The sequence below is a fragment of the Pseudomonas sp. W2Jun17 genome (assembly GCF_023127795.1).
Lineage (GTDB): Bacteria > Pseudomonadota > Gammaproteobacteria > Pseudomonadales > Pseudomonadaceae > Aquipseudomonas > Aquipseudomonas synxantha_A.
Genome location: NZ_SPKO01000011.1, coordinates 109,865 through 129,158, shown reverse-complemented (window position 1 = coordinate 129,158; position 19,294 = coordinate 109,865). Strand labels below are relative to the sequence as shown.

Here is a 19,294-nt window from a genome sequence, read left to right as displayed (position 1 = left end):
GGCGCGCAAGATTAACAGCAATTGCTTACGGTTGGATCAATGCACATCCTTCCAGTATTCGCGCTTGAGCAGATAAGCGAATACGAAGAAGAAAGCCAGGTACAGCAAGACGTACGTACCGATGCGCTGGTGCTGCAGTTTGACCGGGTTGGCCGAGTAGGCCAGGAAGGTCACCAGGTTCTTGACCTTCTCGTCGAACTGCTCTTCGTTCAGCGTACCGGTCTTGGGCACGATGGTCAGTTGATCGCATGCTTCATGGGTCAGAGGCGTACCGGTCAACGGATCATATTGCTTCTTGCCGTCTTCAACGACCTGAACCTGCTTGCATCCTACCACTTGACGACCCTGCAGGCCGACCAGAACGTTCGGCATGCCGACGTTCGGGAAGACTTTGTTGTTCACGCCATACGGGCGCGCAGGGTCTTCGTAGAAGGATTTCAGGTAGCCGTAGAGCCAGTCGGTGCCGCGCACGCGGGCCACCAGGGTCAGGTCGGGCGGTGCGGCGCCGAACCAGGCCTTGGCATCGGCCGGTTGCATGCCGGTGTTCATGTGGTCACCGATCTTCGCGCCAGTGAACACCGCGTGGCTGAGCATCACTTCATGGGGGATGCCCAAGTCATCGGCGACACGCTCGTAACGTTGGAACTTGGCGCTGTGGCAACCCATGCAGTAGTTGGTGAATGTACGCAGCCCATCCTGCATGGCGGCCTTGTCAGACACATCGATATCGACTTTTTCCAGCTGCGCGCCATGCTCGGCGGCGAAGGACAGTAGCGGCAGGGCCGCAAGCACGAATGCAACGAATAACTTTTTCATCAGCCAGTCACCCTTTCCGGAACCGGTTTGGTCTTCTCGAGCCGGGTATAGAACGGCATCAGAATGAAGTAGGCGAAGTACAGGAAGGTGCAGACCTGCGACAGCAACGTACGCTCGGGGGTCGGCGCCAGCACGCCCAGCACACCCAGGATCACGAACGAAATGCAGAACACCCACAGCCAGATCTTGCTCAGCCAGCCTTTGTAGCGCATCGACTTGACCGGACTGCGGTCCAGCCATGGCAGCACGAACAGCACCGCGATGGCTGCGCCCATGGCGATCACGCCCATGAGTTTGTCGGGGATCGCACGCAAGATCGCGTAGAACGGCGTGAAGTACCAGACCGGGGCAATATGCTCGGGCGTCTTGAAGGCGTTGGCCTGTTCGAAGTTAGGTTTCTCCAGGAAATAACCACCCATCTCCGGGAAAAAGAACACGATCGAGCAGAACACAAACAGGAACACCACTACGCCGACAATGTCTTTCACGGTGTAGTAAGGGTGGAATGGAATGCCGTCGAGCGGGATGCCGTTCTCGTCCTTGTGCTTCTTGATGTCCACACCATCAGGGTTGTTGGAACCCACTTCGTGCAGTGCCAGGATGTGCAGTACCACAAGGCCCAGGATCACGATCGGCAGGGCCACCACGTGCAAGGCGAAGAAGCGGTTCAGGGTGATGCCGGAGATCAGGTAGTCGCCACGAATCCACTGGGTCAGGTCGTTGCCGATCACCGGGATTGCACCGAACAGCGAGATGATCACCTGGGCGCCCCAGTACGACATCTGGCCCCATGGCAGCAGGTAGCCCATGAAGGCTTCGGCCATCAGCGCCAGGTAGATCAACATGCCAAACACCCACACCAGCTCACGCGGCTTCTGGTACGAACCGTAGAGCAGGCCACGGAACATGTGCATGTAGACGACGATGAAGAACGCTGACGCGCCTGTGGAGTGCAGCAGGCGCAGGATCGAGCCGTACTCGACGTCGCGCATGATGTATTCGACGGAAGCAAAGGCCTCTTCCGCCGACGGGGTGTAGCTCATCGTCAACCACACGCCGGTGACGATCTGGTTGACCAGCACCAACAAGGCCAGGGAGCCAAAGAAGTAGAAGAAGTTGAAGTTTTTTGGCGCGTAATATTTGCTGAGATGGTCTTCCCACATTTTGGTGGCGGGGAAGCGCGCATCCACCCAATCCATGAACTTGCTCATCACGCGTTCTCCTTGTCGAGGCCAATGACTATGAGGTCGTCAGTTTCGTAGGTATGCGGAGGCACGGGCAGGTTCAATGGAGCAGGCTGGGATTTGTAGACACGGCCAGCGAGGTCGTAGTGCGAGCCGTGGCAGGGGCAGAAATAACCACCGACCCAATCCTTGCCCAGATCGACAGGGGCCACTTCCGGGCGGAAGGTAGGCGAGCAACCCAAGTGGGTACACAGACCAACCAGCAACAGGATCTCTGGCTTGATCGAACGCATTTCGTTCTTGGCGTAGGCGGGCTGATCGGAATTTTCGGATTTCGGGTCAGACAACTGGCCTTCGATCTTTTTCAGATTCCCCAGGATTTCCTCGGTACGGCGAACAATGAAAACCGGCTGGCCGCGCCATTCAGCAATCATCTGCTGACCTGGCTCGATCTTGCTGACATTCACCTTCACCGGTGCACCTGCGGCTTTCGCCTTGGCACTGGGAAACCATGACCCCACGAACGGGACCGCAGCCCCCACCGCTCCTGCAGCACCCACCACGGATGTGGCTGCTACCAAGAAGCGACGCCGGCCTGCATTCACGCCGTCATTGCTCATTCAGTCCTCTCCCATCAGCTTTTTGGCCTGTTAAATCAGGCGTCTACTAAGTGTTGAATCTTTACTTATAAAAATTTTGACGGATGGTAATGAAAAGCCCCACGTATGACAAGGGAATTGCCCGGGCCTCCGCCCTCAGGCCTTGTAGTATAGGGGGTCTACGGATGTGGCAAGTTGTCACGGCGAAAAATGTGCATAAATCGCAGGCAATAAAAAACGCCCAGCTCCGTGAGGAGGCTGGGCGTTTTCTGGAACGTAAAGCGAATTAACGCTTCGAGTACTGCGGACGCTTACGCGCTTTACGCAGACCGACTTTCTTACGTTCAACTTCACGAGCATCGCGAGTAACGAAGCCAGCTTTGCGCAGAGCGCCACGCAGGGTTTCGTCGTACTGCATCAGAGCGCGAGTGATACCGTGGCGGATTGCGCCAGCTTGACCACTTACACCGCCACCGATAACGGTGACGTAGATGTCGAACTTTTCAACGGTCTCGGTCAATTCCAGCGGCTGACGAACTACCATGCGGGCAGTTTCGCGACCGAAGAAGTTGTCCAGGGAGCGGTTGTTGATCGAGATGTTACCAGTGCCCGGACGCAGGAAAACGCGTGCGGTTGCGGTTTTGCGACGGCCAGTGCCGTAATTTTGAGTCGCCGACATAATGAACTATTCCGTTAAAACTTCAGTTCTTGGGGCTGCTGAGCAGCATGAGGGTGTACAGCGCCCGCATAGACTTTCAGCTTGCGAAACATATCGCGACCCAGTGGGCCCTTCGGCAGCATGCCTTTGACCGCGATTTCGATCGGGGCTTCAGGCTTCTTGGAGATCAGGCCTTCAAAGTTTGAAGACTTGATACCGCCTGGGAAACCGGAGTGACGGTAGTACATTTTGTCTTGCGCTTTGTTGCCGGTAACACGTACCTGCTCAGCGTTGATGATCACGATGTAGTCACCGGTATCAACGTGCGGGGTGTATTCAGGCTTGTGCTTGCCACGCAGACGGCTGGCGACTTCAGTGGCCAGACGACCCAGGGTCTGACCAGCGGCGTCGACGACAAACCAGTCGCGCTGAACTGTTTCCGGTTTTGCAGTAAAAGTTGTCATTCTTTAATAGCCTCAGGGGCCGCCCTGTAAATTAGACGGCGGATCTTACTGAATAGTGCGTACTTTGACAAGTCAAAGGCAGCCGGATACAGACGCTATCGGGGGCTCGGGTCGGCGCGTCCGTTCAACGGCAAGATTCTTCGGCAGGCGGCGCATCACTTCCACTGCAGAAAGAGGTGGGCAATTATGCAGATTGCGAAAAAAAATTCAACCTGCTTTTATGATTGTTTTCCCCCGAAGGAGTACCCGATGGATTACCGACAGCTGGGCCGCACCGATCTGAACGTCAGCGCCATCGCGTTGGGCACCATGACCTGGGGCGAGCAGAACAGCGAGGCAGAGGCTTTCGCGCAGATCGAACGGGCAAAGGGCGCGGGGATCAACTTCCTCGATACCGCAGAAATGTACCCGGTACCGCCCAAGGCCGACACCTATGCCACCACCGAACGCTACATCGGCAACTATTTCAAAAGCCGTGGCGACCGCGCCGACTGGATCCTCGCCAGCAAGATCGCCGGCCCCGGCAACACCATCGACTACATCCGCGATGGCTACCTGCGTCACAACCGCAAGCACATCACCCAGGCGCTCGACGCCAGCCTCAAGCGCCTGCAGACCGACTGGATCGACCTCTACCAACTGCACTGGCCGGAACGCAGCACTAATTTCTTCGGCCAACTGAGCTACAAGCACAAGGACGAAGACGACCTCACCCCCCTGGAAGAAACCCTCGAAGCCCTGGATGAACAGGTCAAGGCCGGCAAGATCCGCCACATCGGCCTGTCCAACGAAACCCCATGGGGCACCATGAAGTTCCTCGCCCTGGCCGAAGCCCGTGGCTGGCCACGCGCGGTGTCGATCCAGAACCCATACAACCTGCTCAACCGCAGCTTTGAAGTGGGCCTGGCAGAAATCGCCATCCGTGAGCAGTGCGGCTTGCTGGCCTACTCACCACTGGCGTTCGGCATGCTCAGCGGCAAGTACGAAGGCGGCGCACGGCCGGCCAAGGCACGCCTGACCGAGTACAGCCGGTTCAGCCGTTACTTCAACCCGCAGTCGGAGGCGGCGTGCAGCCGCTATGTGGCATTGGCGCGGGAACATGGCCTGGACCCGGCGCAGATGGCCCTGGCGTTTGTGACGCAGCAGCCGTTTGTGACCAGCAATATCATTGGGGCTACGTCGCTGGAACAGTTGGATAGCAACATTGCCAGTGCCGAGTTGAAACTGTCGAAAGAGGTGTTGGAAGGGATTGAGGCGATTCAAAAGGATCATCCAAACCCCGCGCCTTGATTGACCTTCAGACCGCCATCGCAGGCAAGCCAGCTCCCACATGTTGATCTGTGAATACCGTCAAATGTGGGAGCTGGCTTGCCTGCGATGAGGCCATCAAGAGCACCAGACAATCAAAGTGCCCGCGCAATAATCTCCTTCATGATCTCATTGGTTCCCGCATAAATGCGCTGCACCCGCGCATCCGCCCAGGCCCGGGCAATCGGGTATTCCCACATGAAGCCGTAGCCGCCGTGCAACTGCACGCACTCATCGAGCACCTTGCATTGCAGGTCCGTGGCCCAGTACTTGGCCATCGCCGCTGTCGGCACGTCCAGCTTGCCCTCTAGGTGCAACGCCATGCATTTGTCGACAAACACACGGCCGATCTGAATCTCGGTGGCCATCTCGGCCAGCTTGAATCGGGTGTTCTGGAAGTCGGCAATCGCCTTGCCGAACGCCTTGCGCTCGCGGGTGTAATCCAGGGTCCATTGCAATGCCGCTTCGGCTGAAGACAGTGCGCCTATCGCTACGGTCAAACGCTCTTGAGGCAGTTCCTGCATCAGGTATGCGAAGCCCATACCGGCCTGGCCCAGCAAGTTTTCCTTGGGCACCCGCACGTCCTGGAAAAACAACTCCGAGGTGTCCTGGGCCTTCATGCCGACTTTCTCCAGGCGCTTGCCCTTGTCGAAACCGGGCGTGCCAGCCTCCACCAGAAACAGGCTGGTGCCCTTGGCGCCGGCCTTGGGATCGGTCTTGGCGACTACGATCACCAGATCGGCCAAGTAACCGTTGGTGATAAAGGTCTTGGAGCCGTTGATGACGTACTCATCGCCGTCCAGCACTGCCGTGGTCTTGACCCCTTGCAGGTCGGAACCGGCGCCCGGCTCGGTCATGGCAATTGCCGTGACCATCTCCCCGCAGATCAACTTGGGCAGGTATTTGTGCTTAAGCGCTTCACTGCCGTAATGCAGGATGTAGGGCGCGACGATATCCGAGTGCAGAGAAAAGCCGATGCCGGTCAACCCCAGGCGGCTGACTTCTTCGATCACCACCGCGCTGTAGAGGAAATCTGCGCCCAGGCCGCCATATTCCTCCGGCAGGTGGGAACACAACATGCCCGCCTCCCCCGCCTGGTTCCACAGGCTCCGGTCGATATAGCCCTGCTTTTCCCATTGCCCATGAAAGGGCGCGGCGTGTTTTTCGAGGAAGGTGCGCACGCTCTCGCGGAAGAGTTCGTGCTCCGAGCTGAACAAGGTTCTGGGGATCATGGGTCACCTGCGTGGATTGTCGGACAAGGACGAGCCCACAGAGCCTATGCCCCGATGGCGTCACGGGACACTGGACACATGCGACAAAAAATAAGACGATCCAGCCGTCTGGTGACCACTTTCCCCTATAAGAATAAATGAAATTATGTCTAACCAAATCTCCACGCCCCTGCGGCGCGTCAGCATTTTGGCCATTGATCGGGTATTCGCTTCCACCCTCATGCAAGCCAAGGACTTCTTCCATCTGGCCAGCCTGCGTTACGGTAAACAGCAGGGCCTGGGCTTGACCCCAGGGTTCGATACGCGCCTGGTCAGCCCCGACGGGCAGTCGGTGCGCAGCTTCAGCGATGTGATCATGCCGGTGGACGGCGGCCTGGAGGATGCCGATATCATCGTGCTGCCGGCCTTCTGGGACGACTTCGACGCCCTGTGCACCCGCTACCCGCAAGTGTTGCCGTGGCTACGCGAACAACATGCCCGCGGCGCCGTGCTGTGCGGTGAAGCCACCGGGGTGTTCTGGCTGGCCGAAGCCGGGCTGCTCGATGGCAAGGAGGCGACCACCTACTGGCGGTTCTTCAATGCTTTCAGCGAGCGCTTCCCCAAGGTGCAGCTCAACCAGGACAAGCACCTGACCGATGCCGATAACCTGTATTGCGCCGGCGGCACCACCTCGGCCTGTGACCTCTACATCTACCTGATCGAACGCTTCTGCGGCGCCAACATCGCCCAGGCCGTGGCCCGCGACATCCTCTATGAGGTGCAGCGCAGCTATTCGCCGGGGCGTATCGGTTTTGGCGGCCAGAAGCTGCACCAGGACGTGATCATCCTGCAGATCCAGCACTGGCTCGAAGAACACTTCGCCGACAAGTTCCGCTTCGAAGACGTCGCCCGGGAACACGGCATGAGCATCCGCAACTTCATGCGGCGCTTCCAGACCGCCACCGGTGACAAGCCGCTGCATTACCTGCAACGGTTGCGCATCGAGACGGCAAAGGGCCTGCTCTCAGGCAGCCGCAAGAGCATCAAGACCATCAGTTATGAGGTGGGTTACGACGATGCGAGTTTCTTTGCGCGGTTGTTCAGGCAGCACACGGAGTTGTCGCCGAACCAGTATCGCCAGCAATTTCAGCAAGCCGCCTAACTGAAGGAACACAGAAAACAAAGTGGGAGGGGCGGTGCGACGATTCGACTTGCTCCCGATTGCGCTGGGTCAGTCACATCTACAGTGACTGACACTCCGAAATCGGGAGCAAGCCCCCTCCCACATTGGATCTCCATTGAGCTGGAGATTGATTAAGGCTTGTGTCCGCGCGACAGGAACTCGTGGGACTGCATTTCAAGCAGGCGGCTCAAGGTGCGCTGGAATTCGAAGTTCAAGCGACCGCCGGTGTACAGGTCCTTGAGCTCGACTTCCGCCGAGATGATCAACTTGACGTTACGGTCGTAGAATTCGTCGACCATGTTGATAAACCGCCGCGCAATATCGTCGGTGGTCACGCCCATCTGCTCGACGCCGCTCAAGATCACCGCGTGGAAGATCTTGCCCAGCTCAATGTAGTCGTTCTGGCTGCGCGGGCCGTCGCACAGCTGGCGGAACTCGAACCAGGCCACGTCATCGCAGGTGCGCAAGGCGATGATTTCGCGGTTCTCGATCATCAGCTTGTCGTTTTCCACCGCCTGGGTGCATTCCGGCGTCAGGGCGCGGAAGCTTTTTTTCAGGCTGTCGTGCGCCGCTTGGTTCAGCGGGAAGTGGAACAGCTCGGCTTGCTCCAGGTGGCGCAGGCGGTAATCGACGCCGCTGTCGACGTTGACGATATCGGTGTTCTGCTTGATCAGCGCAATGGCCGGCAGGAAGCGCGCACGCTGCAGGCCGTCCTTATACAGGCCGTCAGGCACAATGTTCGACGTGGCCACCAGGGTCACACCGTTCTTGAACAGCTCTTCCATCAGCGTGCCAAGGATCATGGCGTCGGTGATGTCGGAGACGAAGAACTCATCGAAGCAGATCACCCGCGCTTCTTGGGAGAAGCGCTTGGCGATGATGGTCAGCGGGTTTTTCTCGCCCGGCAGGGTTTTCATCTCTTCGTGCACGCGCTTCATGAAGCGGTGGAAGTGAGTACGGACCTTTTCCTTGAATGGCAGCGCTTCAAAGAAGGTGTCTACCAGATAAGTCTTGCCCCGGCCGACGCCACCCCAGAAGTACAGGCCCTTGACCGGCGTGTGATCTTTCTTGCCAAACAGCTTGCTGAACATCCCTGGTTTGCTTTGCGAGGCCGCGACCAGATCGTCGTACAGGCGCTGCAAATGACGCACAGCATTTTCCTGGGCTGCGTCATGGAAGAATTCAGGGCGTTTCAGATCAGCTTGATATCGTTCTAGGGGCGTCATAATTTCGTTAGCAAGGCAACAAAAACGGGCCGACACTGTAACGACGGCCCTGGAGAATGGCAATCAACCCTTGGTCGGGTTAATCCTCGATTGGGGCCAACGCAGCGCGCAAGGCTTCGATGGCCGCGTCACGCGATGCTTGATCGGCGTACTCGGCACTGTCAGCCACGGCGGCGCCGTCCAGCCATACGCTGAAGCTCAGAGCCTGCGCACGCACGTCCAGCGCATCACCACTTTGCAATTGTTTGGTCACAGCGCCAGCCGCTTTGCCATCGGCAAAGTTGCGCGACAGCAACAGTTGCTCACCATCAGCGGCCAGCAGGCGGAAGCGGAAGCTGCCATCGTCTTCACGAAAACTCACAAAACGCGCAGCCTTCGCCGCTTTTTTCTTGGTTGCGACCGGCGCCGCAGCCTGGTTAACGAACGAACGCAGGCCCACCGCCTCACGCAACTCGGCGAGGAATGGCGCGGCCACGGCACGGGCTTTCTTGGCGCCGACCAGCAGCAGGTCTTCCATATCAGAGGGGCGCGACATCAGTTGGTGGTAACGCTCGCGCGCTTCACCAAGTTGGCCGTCGAGCAGTTGGAACAGACGATTCTTCGCCTCGCCCCAGCCCAGGCCTTGCAGCAGCTCGCCACGGAATTCTTCTTCCTGCGCCTTGGTCGCGAACGCCTGGTACAGGGTGAACAGGTGCGAATTGTCCGGGTCCTTGGCTTCGCCCGGCGCACGCGAGTCGGTCACGATCCGCGAGATCGCGTCTTTCATGTCCTTGGCGCTGGTGAACAACGGGATGGTGTTGTCGTAGCTCTTGGACATCTTGCGGCCATCCAGGCCCGGCAAGGTGGCAACGCTTTCTTCGATCAGCGCCTCGGGCATGGTGAAGAACTCTTTACCGTTGCCGAACAAGTGGTTGAAACGCTGGCCGATGTCGCGAGCCATTTCCACGTGCTGGATCTGGTCGCGACCGACTGGCACCTTGTGCGCGTTGAACATCAGGATGTCAGCGGCCATCAGCACCGGGTAGCTGTACAGGCCCATGCTGATGCCCGCATCCGGGTCTTCGCCGTTTTCCACGTTCTTGTCCACCGACGCCTTGTACGCATGGGCGCGGTTGAGCAGGCCCTTGGCGGCAACGCAGGTCAGCAGCCAGGTCAGCTCGGGAATCTCCGGGATGTCCGACTGGCGATAGAAGGTCACACGGTTCACATCCAGGCCACCGGCCAGCCAGGTCGCGGCGATTTCCATGCGCGAGCGCTGGATGCGCTGCGGGTCGTCGCACTTGATCAGCGCGTGGTAGTCGGCCAGGAAGTAGAAGGAGTCGGCATTCGCGTCTTCGCTGGCGAGGATCGCGGGGCGAATCGCACCGGCGTAGTTGCCCAGGTGCGGCGTGCCGGTGGTGGTAATGCCGGTGAGGATTCGGGTACGGGTCGTCATGGGTGATCGCTTGTCATCAATTCGAAAGGCGTGGCAGCACCAGATCCTTGAGATCGGTCAGCTTGCCATGAAAAAAGTGTCCGCATTCTGCCACTTTCAGCAACTCATGGGGGCGTTTCAGGGCGGCGGACCAGTCGTAGACCAATTGCGGGTCGACCACTTCATCGCTTTCCGGTTGGATCAGGGTCAACGGGCAGCCTTGGGGCAACACATCTGCATCGCCAAGGCGCATCACGGCGGCAGCCACCATAAACAGGTGCGCAAGCTTTTCACCCTTGGCTTCCAGACGGCCGCCGAGACTGGCCGCGACATAGCCACCGAAGGAAAAACCCAACAAGGTGATCGGCAGTTCGGGATGTTTTGCCCGCAGCCAGGTGACGGCCGCTTCGGCATCGTCGACCTCACCACTGGCCATATCGTGTGAACCGGCGCTGGCACCGACGCCACGATAATTGAAACGCAAAGTAATCAAACCGGCATCGCGCGCAGTGCGTTGCAGGGTCGACACCACTTTATTGAGCATGGTCCCACCCTGCACCGGGTTAGGGTGGCAGATCAGCGCCAGGCCACGTGGTTCGGGGTGATCCAGGTACAAGGCTTCCAATTGGCCCACCGGGCCATCGATCAAAACGGGGGTTTCACGCATGAGCAAGGATGAACTCCGTGACCTCTCAAGGGGTCGACTCGTCTAGCTAAAAGTCTGTGCATGGCATCATTGCGAGCTTAATCGCGGTATACAGCGCAGGTTTGAGCCGTTAACGTAAAGCAAAGCCGTTTATAGAGGAAGGACTCGTGGAACACTCGCTCTTAGTTTGGTTGTTGCCGACTCTTGCCCTGGTTGCCGGTGTCGCCATTGGATTCCTGGTTGCCCGCCTGCTGCCGAATGCCGCGCCTAACCGCACGCAGCGTCAGCTGGATGACATTCAGGAACGTTTTGACAGTTATCAGAACGAGGTTGTTACCCACTTCAACAGCACCGCGACCCTGGTCAAGAAGCTCACCCAGAGCTACCAGGAAGTACAGGATCACCTCGCCGAAGGCGCTAATCGCCTGGCCCTCGACGACATCACCCGCCAGCGCCTGCTGGCTGCGCTGCATTCCGATGCACCGCAAACCCCACGGGAACGCCTGACCCCGCCTCGGGAAAACCAGGAGCCACCACGGGACTACGCGCCAAAAACGCCGAACGCCCCAGGAATGCTGGATGAGCATTACGGCTTGAAGAAGTAAGTCATCTTCGAGCATTAAAAAAGCCCGGCTGATCAATGATCAGCCGGGCTTTTTTTGGGCGCCACTTCAAGAACAATGCAGATCAATGTGGGAGGGGGCTTGCTCCCGATAGCGGTGGATCAGCCAATGCATCTGTTACTGACAGGCTGCCATCGGGAGCAAGCCCCCTCCCACACTCACCGAGGATGAGCTCAAGTGAGTTGTTGCTCCTGCAACCGCCCACCCTCGATGCGTACATGCCGCCCATGGAAACGCTTGAGGCTGCTGCGGTGGCCGACGCTGACGATGCTCAATCCCGGCAATTCATCGATCAATGCCTGGTACAACGTTGCCTCATCCTCTTCATCCATCGCCGAAGTGGCTTCATCCATATACAGCCACTGCGGTGCGAACAACAACGCACGGGCAAAGGCCAGGCGCTGTTGCTCACCCGGCGAAAGCATGCGTTGCCAGTGGTTGGCTTCATCCAGACGATTGAGCAGGTGCGGCAGGCGGCAGGTTTGCAGGACCTGTGCATAACGTTCTGCCGGATAGACGCTGTCGTCTTGTGGATAACTCAGCACCGCCTTGAGCGTACCAATCGGCAGGTAAGGCTTCTGCGGCAGGAACAGGTAGCGCGTCGCCGGCAACCGAATGCTGCCATGACCTGCGGGCCAAAGATGGCCCATCGCCCGCAACAAGGTGCTCTTGCCGCTACCGGAACGCCCGCTGAGCATCACGCGCTGGCCAGGCTCCACGGTCATGTCGGCGTCGGTGAGCAGGTGACGGCCGTCGGCCAGGTCCATGCCCAGATCCGTGATCACCAGGCGCTCGCCGTCAGGGCGCACATCGATGGCCGGGGCTCGCTGCTCGTTGTCGCTCATGGCTTGCTGGAAACTCAGCAGGCGATCACTGGTGGCGCGCCATGTCGCCAGTTCCGAGTAGGCGTTGATAAACCAGCTGAAGTTTTCCTGCACGTTGCCAAACGCCGAGTTGATTTGCATCAGCTCGCCCAGCTCGATTTTTCCGGTGAAGTAGCGCGGCGCGGCCACGATAAACGGGAAGATGATCGCAATCTGGCTGTAGCCGGCGGTGAAAAAGGTCAGGCGCTTGGACACTTTCATGATGTCCCAGAAGTTGTGCCAGACCTTGCCGAAGCGCGTACTCAGGCGTTGTCCTTCATTGGGCTCGCCGTTGTACAGGGCAATGCTCTCGGCATTCTCACGCACCCGCACCATGGAAAAACGCAGGTCTGCCTCGAAGCGTTGCTGTTGGTTGCTCAGGCCGATCAAGCGTCGGCCGATCAGGTGCGTCAGCCAACTGCCCACGGTGGCGTACAGCAGCGCGCACCAGAACATATAGCCGGGGATGGTGATGCCAAACACTTCGATGCTGCCCGATACGCCCCACAGGATGATCGAGAACGACACCAGGCTGACCACATTACGCAGCAACCCAAGGCCGAGGCTCAAGGTGCCGGAGGTGAAGTTGTTGAGGTCTTCGGAAATCCGCTGGTCTGGGTTGTCGGTATAACCACCCTGTTCCAGCTGGTAGTAATTCTTGTGGGCCAGCCACCGGGTGAAGTGTTTTTCGGTGAGCCAGGCGCGCCAGCGGATCGTCAGCATCTGGGTCAGATAGAGACGGTAGACCGCGCCGAGAATCGCCACCGCCGCAATGCCGCCGAAATAACCTATCAGTTGCCAGAAGGCGGCGGTGTCCTTCTTCTCCAGGGCGTTGTAGAAATCCTTGTACCAGTGATTGATCCACACGGAAATCGCCACGCTGAACAGCGACAGGCCAATCACTGCAGCCAGCAACAGCCAGGCCCTGCCCTTCTCTTCGCTACGCCAATACGGTGTGATCATGGCCCAGGTTCGGCGGAAGAATTGCCCCCGCACCGCGTCGTTGATCGCGGAGTACTCAGCGTTCTGGTTCATTGTTCAGGCTCGGCAGGAAAAACATCACAGGCGTTTGAACCGATCATAGGTGATCGGTTCGCGCATCCGTGCAGCCTGAAGCAGGTTGTTCAGTGTTCGTTCAGCGTCGTACCGGGCGCTTCTGCAACTTGCGCTGCAAGGTACGGCGGTGCATGCCTAAAGCACGGGCAGTGGCGGAGATATTGCCTTCGTGCTCGGTCAGCACGCGCTGGATATGCTCCCATTGCAGGCGGTCCACCGACATCGGGTTTTCCGGTACCAGGGTGTCGAGGTCGGCGTGCTCGGAAAGCAGAGCGGCCAGCACGTCGTCGGCGTCCGCCGGCTTGCACAGGTAGTTGCAGGCGCCGCGCTTGATCGCCTCGACAGCGGTGGCGATGCTGGAGTAACCGGTGAGGATCACCACGCGCATTTCGGGGTCGAGCTCCAGCAGCTTGGGCAGCAGCACCAGGCCGGAGTCGCCGTCCATTTTCAGGTCGAGGGCGGCGTAGTCGGGCAGGTCGGCCTGGGCGATGGTCAGGCCTTCTTCGGCAGACCCTGCGGTGCTGACGCGAAAACCGCGACGGCTCATGGCGCGCGCCATCACGCGGGTAAAGGTGGCATCGTCATCTACCAGCAACAGGTGCGGCAGTTCTTCGCCTTCGACTTGGATCTCGTCACTCATCGATATCTCCTCGTGCGACACGGGGCAGGCGCAGCTCGGTGAGCGTGCCACCTTCCTCATGACTATAGAGCTTCACTGAGCCGCCCGCGCGGGTCACGCTGGCCTTGCTCAAAAACAGGCCCAGGCCGAAGCCTTTGCCCTTGGTGGTAAAGAAGGGTTTGCCGATCTGCTCGGCAATGGCCAGCGGCACGCCCGCGCCGTGGTCACGAATGCTGATGGTGATGTTTTCGGCGTCCCAGTCCAACTGTACACCGAGCCCTTCAGGGCAGGCGTCAGCGGCGTTGTTCAGCAAGTTGAGCAGCGCCTGGGTCAGGTCTGGCGGTGGCGCCAGGCGCGGCACGCTGCCTTGGCCCAACAGGTTGAAGCGGTAACTGGCCTCGGGGCGCATCAGGTGCCAACGGTTCAGGGCTTCATCGAGCCATTGGGTCACATCCTGCATTTCAACCGCGAGGCGGCGATTGGCTTCGGCGGCACGCACCAGTTGCTGCAGCGTCAGCTTGCATTGCTTGACCTGTTCCTGCAGCACGCTCAAGTCGTCTTGCAGCGCGGGGTCGTGATGGTCCTGGGTCATTTCCTTGAGCAGCACGCTCATGGTCGCCAACGGCGTGCCCAATTCATGGGCGGCACCGGCAGCCTGGGTGGCAACGGCCAGCAATTGCTGGTCGCGCAGCCCTTCTTCGCGGCGAATGGCGCGCAGCTCTTCCTGGCGACGCAGCTCTTCGGCCATACGTGCGGCGAAAAAGGTAATGACGGCGGCAGACAGGGCAAAACTCAACCACATCCCGTAGATTTGCAGGTTTTCCCGGGCGATAGGGAAGGTCTGCAACGGGTAGAACTGAGCCAGCAACAGGGTGTACAGCGTCAGCGCGATCCCCGAAAGCACCACCGAGTAGCGCCATGGCAACGTCACCGCAGCGATGGTCAGTGGCACCAGGTAATACGAAACGAACGGGTTGGTGGACCCACCGGAGAAGTACAGCAACACGCTGTGGATAAACAGGTCGCAAGCCAGTTGCAGGGCATATTCCAACTCGGTCACCGGCCAGGTGGTGCGCAGCCGTATGGCGGTAAATGCACACAACACGGTGGAAAAACCCAGGGTCACAGCCAGTTGCAGCCAGGGCAGCGGCAGCAGGTCGAACCAATAGGCAAGCCCGACGGAACCGGCCTGTGCGGCCAATACCAGGGTGCGAATGAACGTCAGGCGCCAGAGGTTCTGGCGAGTGGCGGAAGTCAGTTTTACGGCGGCGAGCATGAGCTCTCCCGATGAGCGCTGCAGGCGGATCGGCACGAGTATAAACGAAGCGGACCTGCTGGCACGGCGCGTGTGGCTCTTTGACGCAGGCCGGCTAAATGACCGTTCGTCGGCGCCCGCATAACTTGTTGGTAATGTGTAAACCCGAAGAACCCTATGCCAGCGTCTACAGTCATACCGAGCACGACTACCTCAAGGAGCTTCCATGTCTCGTTTCATTCGCAGTGCAGCCATCATCACTCTCAGCGCCAGCGCCATTGCCAGCCTGCCGGCCATGGCCGCCGATGCACTGAACTACAACCAGATCTCCCTGCGCGCCGAAGTCAGCCAGGAAGTAGCCCGCGACAAGATGATCGTCACCCTCTATACCGAGTCGCAAAACGCCGACCCGGCCAAGCTTGCCGCTGAAATCACCACCACCATGAACACAGCCTTAGGCCAGGCCCGCGAAGTCAAAGGCGTGACCCTGCGCCAGGGCAGCCGTAACAGCTACCCGATCTACGACAACAAGAACCAGAAGATCACCGGCTGGCGTGAGCGCGCCGAACTGCGCCTGGAAAGCGCGGACTTCCCGGCGCTGTCCAAGCTCACCGGCGAGCTGTTGAACACGCTGAAAATGGAAAACATGGACTTCGCCATCGCCGATGCCACGCGCAAGGCCAGCGAAGATGCGTTGCTCAAGGACGCGGTTACTGCGTTCAAGGCCCGTGCGCAACTGGCTACCGATGCACTGGGCGGCAAGGGTTACAAGATCGTCAATCTGAACTTCAACACCAATGGTTACCCGATGCCTTATGCCCGTGGCGGCATGATGATGAAGGCGGCCATGGCAGATTCTGCACCGACGCCTGACGTTGAAGCGGGCACCAGCCAAGTGAGCATGAGCGCCGATGGAGTGATCGAAGTTTTACCGTAAGTCTTCGCGAGACCAACACGGCGTAACCTTCACCGGTTACGCTGTGGTGTTGCCGCCCACGGAACACTCAGACCGCTACCACACACCAAGTAACTTGATACTACAGCCTTACTCTAATCTATCTAAACCTCGCCCTCACGACACCACTCGTCAAACATTACGAATGCAGGCCTGGAACTTACGACACTCAACTTCCCACCCAGGGTTGCCATGCACATCATCTTGAATCAGAACATCGAACAGGTTATTTGCCACACACGGACGTACTGACAACAGAACATCACACATATCGATTTCTTTGTTTCTCGATGAACGGCAGTTATTTATCCAATAATTAATGTGAGTCGATAATGAATATAACACCGTCTCTCGCTCCCACACCCGTCGTTCCCTCTTTCCCTCCCACACACTATCGCCAGCGTCGAGCGCTTGATGATTTGCCCGCAACGCAAACCCGGCAGCAGGCAGAAGAAACCTCTTCAAAACATCCAAAAAAATTGCTCGACCAACCCCCGTTCCCCTTGCCTACACCCGCCCATGAGCTCGATGCTTCCAAAAGCATCATCTATGGGTCAGTCAACGTTATTCCGCCAAACGCGGGTTATACACAGCAAGAGCGAATGCATCGTATCGATGCCTATGCCGGTCGAGTCGTCGCGCACATTCAACACATCGAAAATGGCAGCGACGCAGAACGCAATATCAAGTTCCAGCAAACTCGCCTGTTTCTTGAACCCGCAGGTTACTTCAGCGGCGGGTTGCTAGCAGCCGGCTACGATCCCCATGAAAAAATCTCGGTGACCTTCCACTCCTATGTAGGAATGGGCAAGCCCCAGGAGGAAACCAACAAGGAGGTGCGCACCTATTTTGCATGGGAGATTGCAGCCGGCGCTCTTGCGCACGACAAGGTGTCAAGGGGCGGCCCGTTGAACTTCCAGGGCATGCACATCAACCCGCAAGATAAAAACAAGCTTCACGAACTGGAATCCTTGGGCAGCCAACTCCAAGGCCATTGGGAAAATGAAATAGCGGCGCCCATGCGCGACGCCTCGGGGCAACTGGCGAAGCGATCGGGCAAAGCGGATGCCTATGTGTTGCGAGGAATATTACAAAGTCTGCATGACGACAATTCCAGTAACAAACACCTAACCCCCGCTGCGCGGGCCGCCATTGTCCGCACACTTGAAGAAGACGGAAACGCGGTAATCCCCAACATATATGGCTATCCCTTAGAGGGTTATGCATTTATTCCTTATATCAATTATCACGGTGATTATGACCACCGCCCGAATAAGGGACTGATGATTGACTTAAAGAATGGCTCCGCCCGTGAAATACACGGTGATGACGACTTTGCCAGTTGGGCTAAAAACAATCAGGCTCAATTGGTTAGCCGCTTCAACGCTCGTGACAGGCAAGGCGGTCATGATGCTCACTGGGTAGGGGCCGGGTATGTACTCAATGCATTGATTCAGGATAACCGTTCTACGTTTCCAGGAAGAAAAGGCCCGTTCACAGATCAGGCCGTACCGGTCCGGGAGACATTCAATTACACACAATCGCGAGACAGCGATTACTACTTGAAATTTGGCGACCTTAAAAACGGTATTGCCCCCCACTACCAGGCGATAAATGCCAAGAATGCACGCTGGACCGATCAAACCGAGGTCTTTGGCGCCTCCCAACAAAGTTGGAAAGCAGCCAAAGAGTTTTGGGGTAACACGTTTGGTTACTTACCGATCGTAGGCAATGTGGGCAACATTGTCTTCGGCGTACACGATGGCCTCTACGGCAAGACGGCCGATGATCGTGTCGCAGGTAACGCCGCGGCGGTAATTTCCAGCCTGCAACTGGCGCACGAGATTGCCCCCATTGGAGTGGAAGCCGGACTTGGGGAGGCGGTTTTGACACCTGGCGCTCCCAGCGCAAAACCCTACAGCTGGCGATTCAGTCAGGACACTAGCGATCTTGAACTCGTGCGCACGCCAAACGCGTTGAGCGAGAGTGATATCAACCCGGTTGCAAATCACTCGACGCCCCAAGTGAACCCGTTGCGGCCCAGTCACGCGGGGATGATCAGCGAACATGCCATCCCTGACGGCGAGCAGTTGATTGAAAAGGCCACGCACAACCAGAAGGGCATCTATCAGCTCAAGAACACCGCCACCGGCGAAGATCACTGGTTTATCCGCTACACCGATGGGACAGGCGTCCCTGGCGTATATGAAATAAAAAGCAACTTCAAACCTAGCAATGACTACGTGCAGATTATTGATCGCTCCGGAAAGATTGTATTGACCGTGCATTCAGCCGGTGACGGAAACTGGGTTCGCAATGCAGCCAATGGGGGGGTGAGGTGGCCGTGGCAGCGCTCACCATCGCCAACACCTAGTGAAAATCTGACCCCCCATTTTTCGGACCTGTTCGCCGATGTCGATCAACAGGCCGTGGCACGAGCCGACAGATTCGACCAATTCATGAAAGTGGATGAGACCAGACCTTACGCCGTATCGACCCGCGGCTATGAAGAAAACGGCGTTGTTAAAAGAAAGCTGAATATTGGCTGGGAGGCCCCCAAGGAGAAGTTCGAAGTATTGCCCTCGGAGCGAGCGGCTCCTACGCCTCTGAGCGAGACCAATTATTCAGAGAACTTTCTTCCCGACCTGAATCGTAACAACTACACGGTCATCAAAAGCTCAAAAGGCGGCGATATCGAGGTGCCGTTGGACGCCCGTGCAGACACACCCGAAGCGACAAGACTGAGCCGTCTAAAGCAATTCGAGAAAGAGATTCCCGATGCACAACTGCGATCCCGTATCTCCGAGGTTGCCCATCAAGGATCAGTATTTCCCGCCAATTGGGAGTTGCTCCAAAGCTTGAAAGAAGGCTACGGCGTCACAGCAAGCAATACTTCTTACTTTATTGATTACGACCCGATAAACAGTGAAGCCCGAGTCAAAGTCGTCACCACGTGGTTTGTAAGCGATGTCAGCGATCACGTTCCAAAAGTGATTCCGGATTTAGAAGCAACCACCGTCAGAACCTTCACCATTCGCGAGAACAATGATGTGTCCGGCGACCTTTACACGATTGACGATTACGCTCCCACTCAACTGGAAGTCTCGATCCCCGATGATCTCCCTCAGTAATCAAGTCTCCCCTTTGATGCAGATGTCCCTACCTGAGTAACCAGAACGGCGGTAACCTCGGTGACCGCCGTTTTCGTTTAGGC

17 protein-coding genes are annotated in these 19,294 nt (G+C 57.9%); 5 read left to right on the top strand and 12 right to left on the bottom strand.

The features are described from left to right. Positions 1–36: 36 nt before the first annotated feature. The 5 genes from E4O98_RS09530 to rplM all read right to left on the bottom strand — a co-directional run bounded on the left by E4O98_RS09530 (position 37) and on the right by rplM (position 3,721). Entirely contained in the window at positions 37–816 is a 780-nt protein-coding gene (locus tag E4O98_RS09530) for a cytochrome c1 (RefSeq protein WP_032877802.1), read from the bottom strand. After that, a complete protein-coding gene (locus E4O98_RS09525) occupies positions 816–2,027 on the bottom strand; it encodes a cytochrome bc complex cytochrome b subunit (protein ID WP_032877803.1) in 1,212 nt (403 codons plus the stop codon). The genes E4O98_RS09530 and E4O98_RS09525 overlap by 1 nt, the downstream gene beginning before the upstream one ends. Then, positions 2,027–2,620, bottom strand: coding sequence for a ubiquinol-cytochrome c reductase iron-sulfur subunit (gene petA, locus E4O98_RS09520; RefSeq protein ID WP_032877804.1), 594 nt, complete (start codon positions 2,618–2,620; stop codon positions 2,027–2,029). Before petA ends, E4O98_RS09525 begins: the two co-directional genes overlap by 1 nt. A gap of 265 nt (positions 2,621–2,885) precedes the next feature. Further along, positions 2,886–3,278: a 30S ribosomal protein S9 gene (rpsI, locus tag E4O98_RS09515; protein ID WP_002555064.1), complete on the bottom strand. Its 393-nt coding sequence runs from the start codon at positions 3,276–3,278 to the stop codon at positions 2,886–2,888. Between the two features lie 14 nt (positions 3,279–3,292). Continuing rightward, on the bottom strand, positions 3,293–3,721 hold the full coding sequence (gene rplM, locus E4O98_RS09510) for a 50S ribosomal protein L13 (protein ID WP_003171742.1): 429 nt from the start codon (positions 3,719–3,721) through the stop codon (positions 3,293–3,295). 249 nt (positions 3,722–3,970) lie between these two features. Here rplM and E4O98_RS09505 point away from each other — a divergent pair, with 249 nt between their 5' ends. Further along, on the top strand, positions 3,971–5,011 hold the full coding sequence (locus E4O98_RS09505) for an NADP(H)-dependent aldo-keto reductase (protein WP_032877805.1): 1,041 nt from the start codon (positions 3,971–3,973) through the stop codon (positions 5,009–5,011). A gap of 113 nt (positions 5,012–5,124) precedes the next feature. Here E4O98_RS09505 and E4O98_RS09500 read toward each other — a convergent pair whose 3' ends face one another. Beyond that, a complete protein-coding gene (locus E4O98_RS09500; RefSeq protein WP_032877806.1) occupies positions 5,125–6,261 on the bottom strand; it encodes an acyl-CoA dehydrogenase family protein in 1,137 nt (378 codons plus the stop codon). A 244-nt stretch (positions 6,262–6,505) separates the two neighbouring features. On the opposite strand from E4O98_RS09500, the gene E4O98_RS09495 reads away from it, so the two are divergent. Beyond that, on the top strand, positions 6,506–7,402 hold the full coding sequence (locus E4O98_RS09495; RefSeq protein WP_177327423.1) for a GlxA family transcriptional regulator: 897 nt from the start codon (positions 6,506–6,508) through the stop codon (positions 7,400–7,402). A gap of 152 nt (positions 7,403–7,554) precedes the next feature. On the opposite strand, the gene zapE is transcribed toward E4O98_RS09495, so the two are convergent. The 3 genes from zapE to E4O98_RS09480 form a co-directional block, all read right to left on the bottom strand. Next, positions 7,555–8,649, bottom strand: a complete 1,095-nt coding sequence (zapE, locus tag E4O98_RS09490; RefSeq protein ID WP_005784768.1) for a cell division protein ZapE — start codon at positions 8,647–8,649, stop codon at positions 7,555–7,557. Positions 8,650–8,728: 79 nt separating this feature from the next. Then, on the bottom strand, positions 8,729–10,084 hold the full coding sequence (locus tag E4O98_RS09485) for a tryptophan--tRNA ligase (RefSeq protein ID WP_248131816.1): 1,356 nt from the start codon (positions 10,082–10,084) through the stop codon (positions 8,729–8,731). Positions 10,085–10,100: 16 nt separating this feature from the next. Beyond that, positions 10,101–10,730 carry an alpha/beta fold hydrolase gene (locus E4O98_RS09480; RefSeq protein ID WP_248134832.1) on the bottom strand — a complete coding sequence of 210 codons (630 nt, stop codon included), beginning with the start codon at positions 10,728–10,730 and terminating at the stop codon, positions 10,101–10,103. A 146-nt stretch (positions 10,731–10,876) separates the two neighbouring features. Between E4O98_RS09480 and E4O98_RS09475 the strand changes: the two genes are divergently transcribed. Continuing rightward, on the top strand, positions 10,877–11,314 hold the full coding sequence (locus E4O98_RS09475) for a DUF1043 family protein (RefSeq protein WP_005784763.1): 438 nt from the start codon (positions 10,877–10,879) through the stop codon (positions 11,312–11,314). Between the two features lie 191 nt (positions 11,315–11,505). Here the strand turns inward: E4O98_RS09475 and E4O98_RS09470 are convergent, their stop codons facing one another. The 3 genes from E4O98_RS09470 to E4O98_RS09460 all read right to left on the bottom strand — a co-directional run bounded on the left by E4O98_RS09470 (position 11,506) and on the right by E4O98_RS09460 (position 15,146). Further along, positions 11,506–13,230, bottom strand: coding sequence for an ABC transporter ATP-binding protein/permease (locus tag E4O98_RS09470; RefSeq protein WP_248134830.1), 1,725 nt, complete (start codon positions 13,228–13,230; stop codon positions 11,506–11,508). A 100-nt stretch (positions 13,231–13,330) separates the two neighbouring features. Next, positions 13,331–13,891: a response regulator transcription factor gene (locus E4O98_RS09465; RefSeq protein WP_003171731.1), complete on the bottom strand. Its 561-nt coding sequence runs from the start codon at positions 13,889–13,891 to the stop codon at positions 13,331–13,333. Continuing rightward, positions 13,884–15,146 carry an ATP-binding protein gene (locus E4O98_RS09460; RefSeq protein WP_032877809.1) on the bottom strand — a complete coding sequence of 421 codons (1,263 nt, stop codon included), beginning with the start codon at positions 15,144–15,146 and terminating at the stop codon, positions 13,884–13,886. The genes E4O98_RS09465 and E4O98_RS09460 overlap by 8 nt, the downstream gene beginning before the upstream one ends. 205 nt (positions 15,147–15,351) lie before the next feature. Here E4O98_RS09460 and E4O98_RS09455 point away from each other — a divergent pair, with 205 nt between their 5' ends. Together E4O98_RS09455 and E4O98_RS09450 are read left to right on the top strand one after the other, a co-directional pair. Further along, positions 15,352–16,062 carry an SIMPL domain-containing protein gene (locus E4O98_RS09455; RefSeq protein ID WP_032877810.1) on the top strand — a complete coding sequence of 237 codons (711 nt, stop codon included), beginning with the start codon at positions 15,352–15,354 and terminating at the stop codon, positions 16,060–16,062. Positions 16,063–16,412: 350 nt separating this feature from the next. Beyond that, positions 16,413–19,211 (top strand): hypothetical protein, encoded by a 2,799-nt coding sequence (locus E4O98_RS09450; RefSeq protein ID WP_248134828.1) that lies wholly within the window; start codon positions 16,413–16,415, stop codon positions 19,209–19,211. Positions 19,212–19,294 lie beyond the last annotated feature (83 nt).

What these genes read in the sequence shown, in the direction of transcription:
- petA (WP_032877804.1), bottom strand. Translation starts at nt 2,620, where the DNA reads ATGAGCAATGACGGCGTGAATGCAGGCCGGCGTCGCTTCTTGGTAGCA.
- E4O98_RS09480 (WP_248134832.1), bottom strand. Translation starts at nt 10,730, where the DNA reads ATGCGTGAAACCCCCGTTTTGATCGATGGCCCGGTGGGCCAATTGGAA.
- E4O98_RS09460 (WP_032877809.1), bottom strand. Translation starts at nt 15,146, where the DNA reads ATGCTCGCCGCCGTAAAACTGACTTCCGCCACTCGCCAGAACCTCTGG.
- E4O98_RS09455 (WP_032877810.1), top strand. Translation starts at nt 15,352, where the DNA reads ATGTCTCGTTTCATTCGCAGTGCAGCCATCATCACTCTCAGCGCCAGC.
- rplM (WP_003171742.1), bottom strand. Translation starts at nt 3,721, where the DNA reads ATGACAACTTTTACTGCAAAACCGGAAACAGTTCAGCGCGACTGGTTT.
- zapE (WP_005784768.1), bottom strand. Translation starts at nt 8,649, where the DNA reads ATGACGCCCCTAGAACGATATCAAGCTGATCTGAAACGCCCTGAATTC.
- rpsI (WP_002555064.1), bottom strand. Translation starts at nt 3,278, where the DNA reads ATGTCGGCGACTCAAAATTACGGCACTGGCCGTCGCAAAACCGCAACC.
- E4O98_RS09465 (WP_003171731.1), bottom strand. Translation starts at nt 13,891, where the DNA reads ATGAGTGACGAGATCCAAGTCGAAGGCGAAGAACTGCCGCACCTGTTG.
- E4O98_RS09505 (WP_032877805.1), top strand. Translation starts at nt 3,971, where the DNA reads ATGGATTACCGACAGCTGGGCCGCACCGATCTGAACGTCAGCGCCATC.
- E4O98_RS09470 (WP_248134830.1), bottom strand. Translation starts at nt 13,230, where the DNA reads ATGAACCAGAACGCTGAGTACTCCGCGATCAACGACGCGGTGCGGGGG.
- E4O98_RS09485 (WP_248131816.1), bottom strand. Translation starts at nt 10,084, where the DNA reads ATGACGACCCGTACCCGAATCCTCACCGGCATTACCACCACCGGCACG.
- E4O98_RS09450 (WP_248134828.1), top strand. Translation starts at nt 16,413, where the DNA reads ATGAATATAACACCGTCTCTCGCTCCCACACCCGTCGTTCCCTCTTTC.
- E4O98_RS09530 (WP_032877802.1), bottom strand. Translation starts at nt 816, where the DNA reads ATGAAAAAGTTATTCGTTGCATTCGTGCTTGCGGCCCTGCCGCTACTG.
- E4O98_RS09525 (WP_032877803.1), bottom strand. Translation starts at nt 2,027, where the DNA reads ATGAGCAAGTTCATGGATTGGGTGGATGCGCGCTTCCCCGCCACCAAA.
- E4O98_RS09500 (WP_032877806.1), bottom strand. Translation starts at nt 6,261, where the DNA reads ATGATCCCCAGAACCTTGTTCAGCTCGGAGCACGAACTCTTCCGCGAG.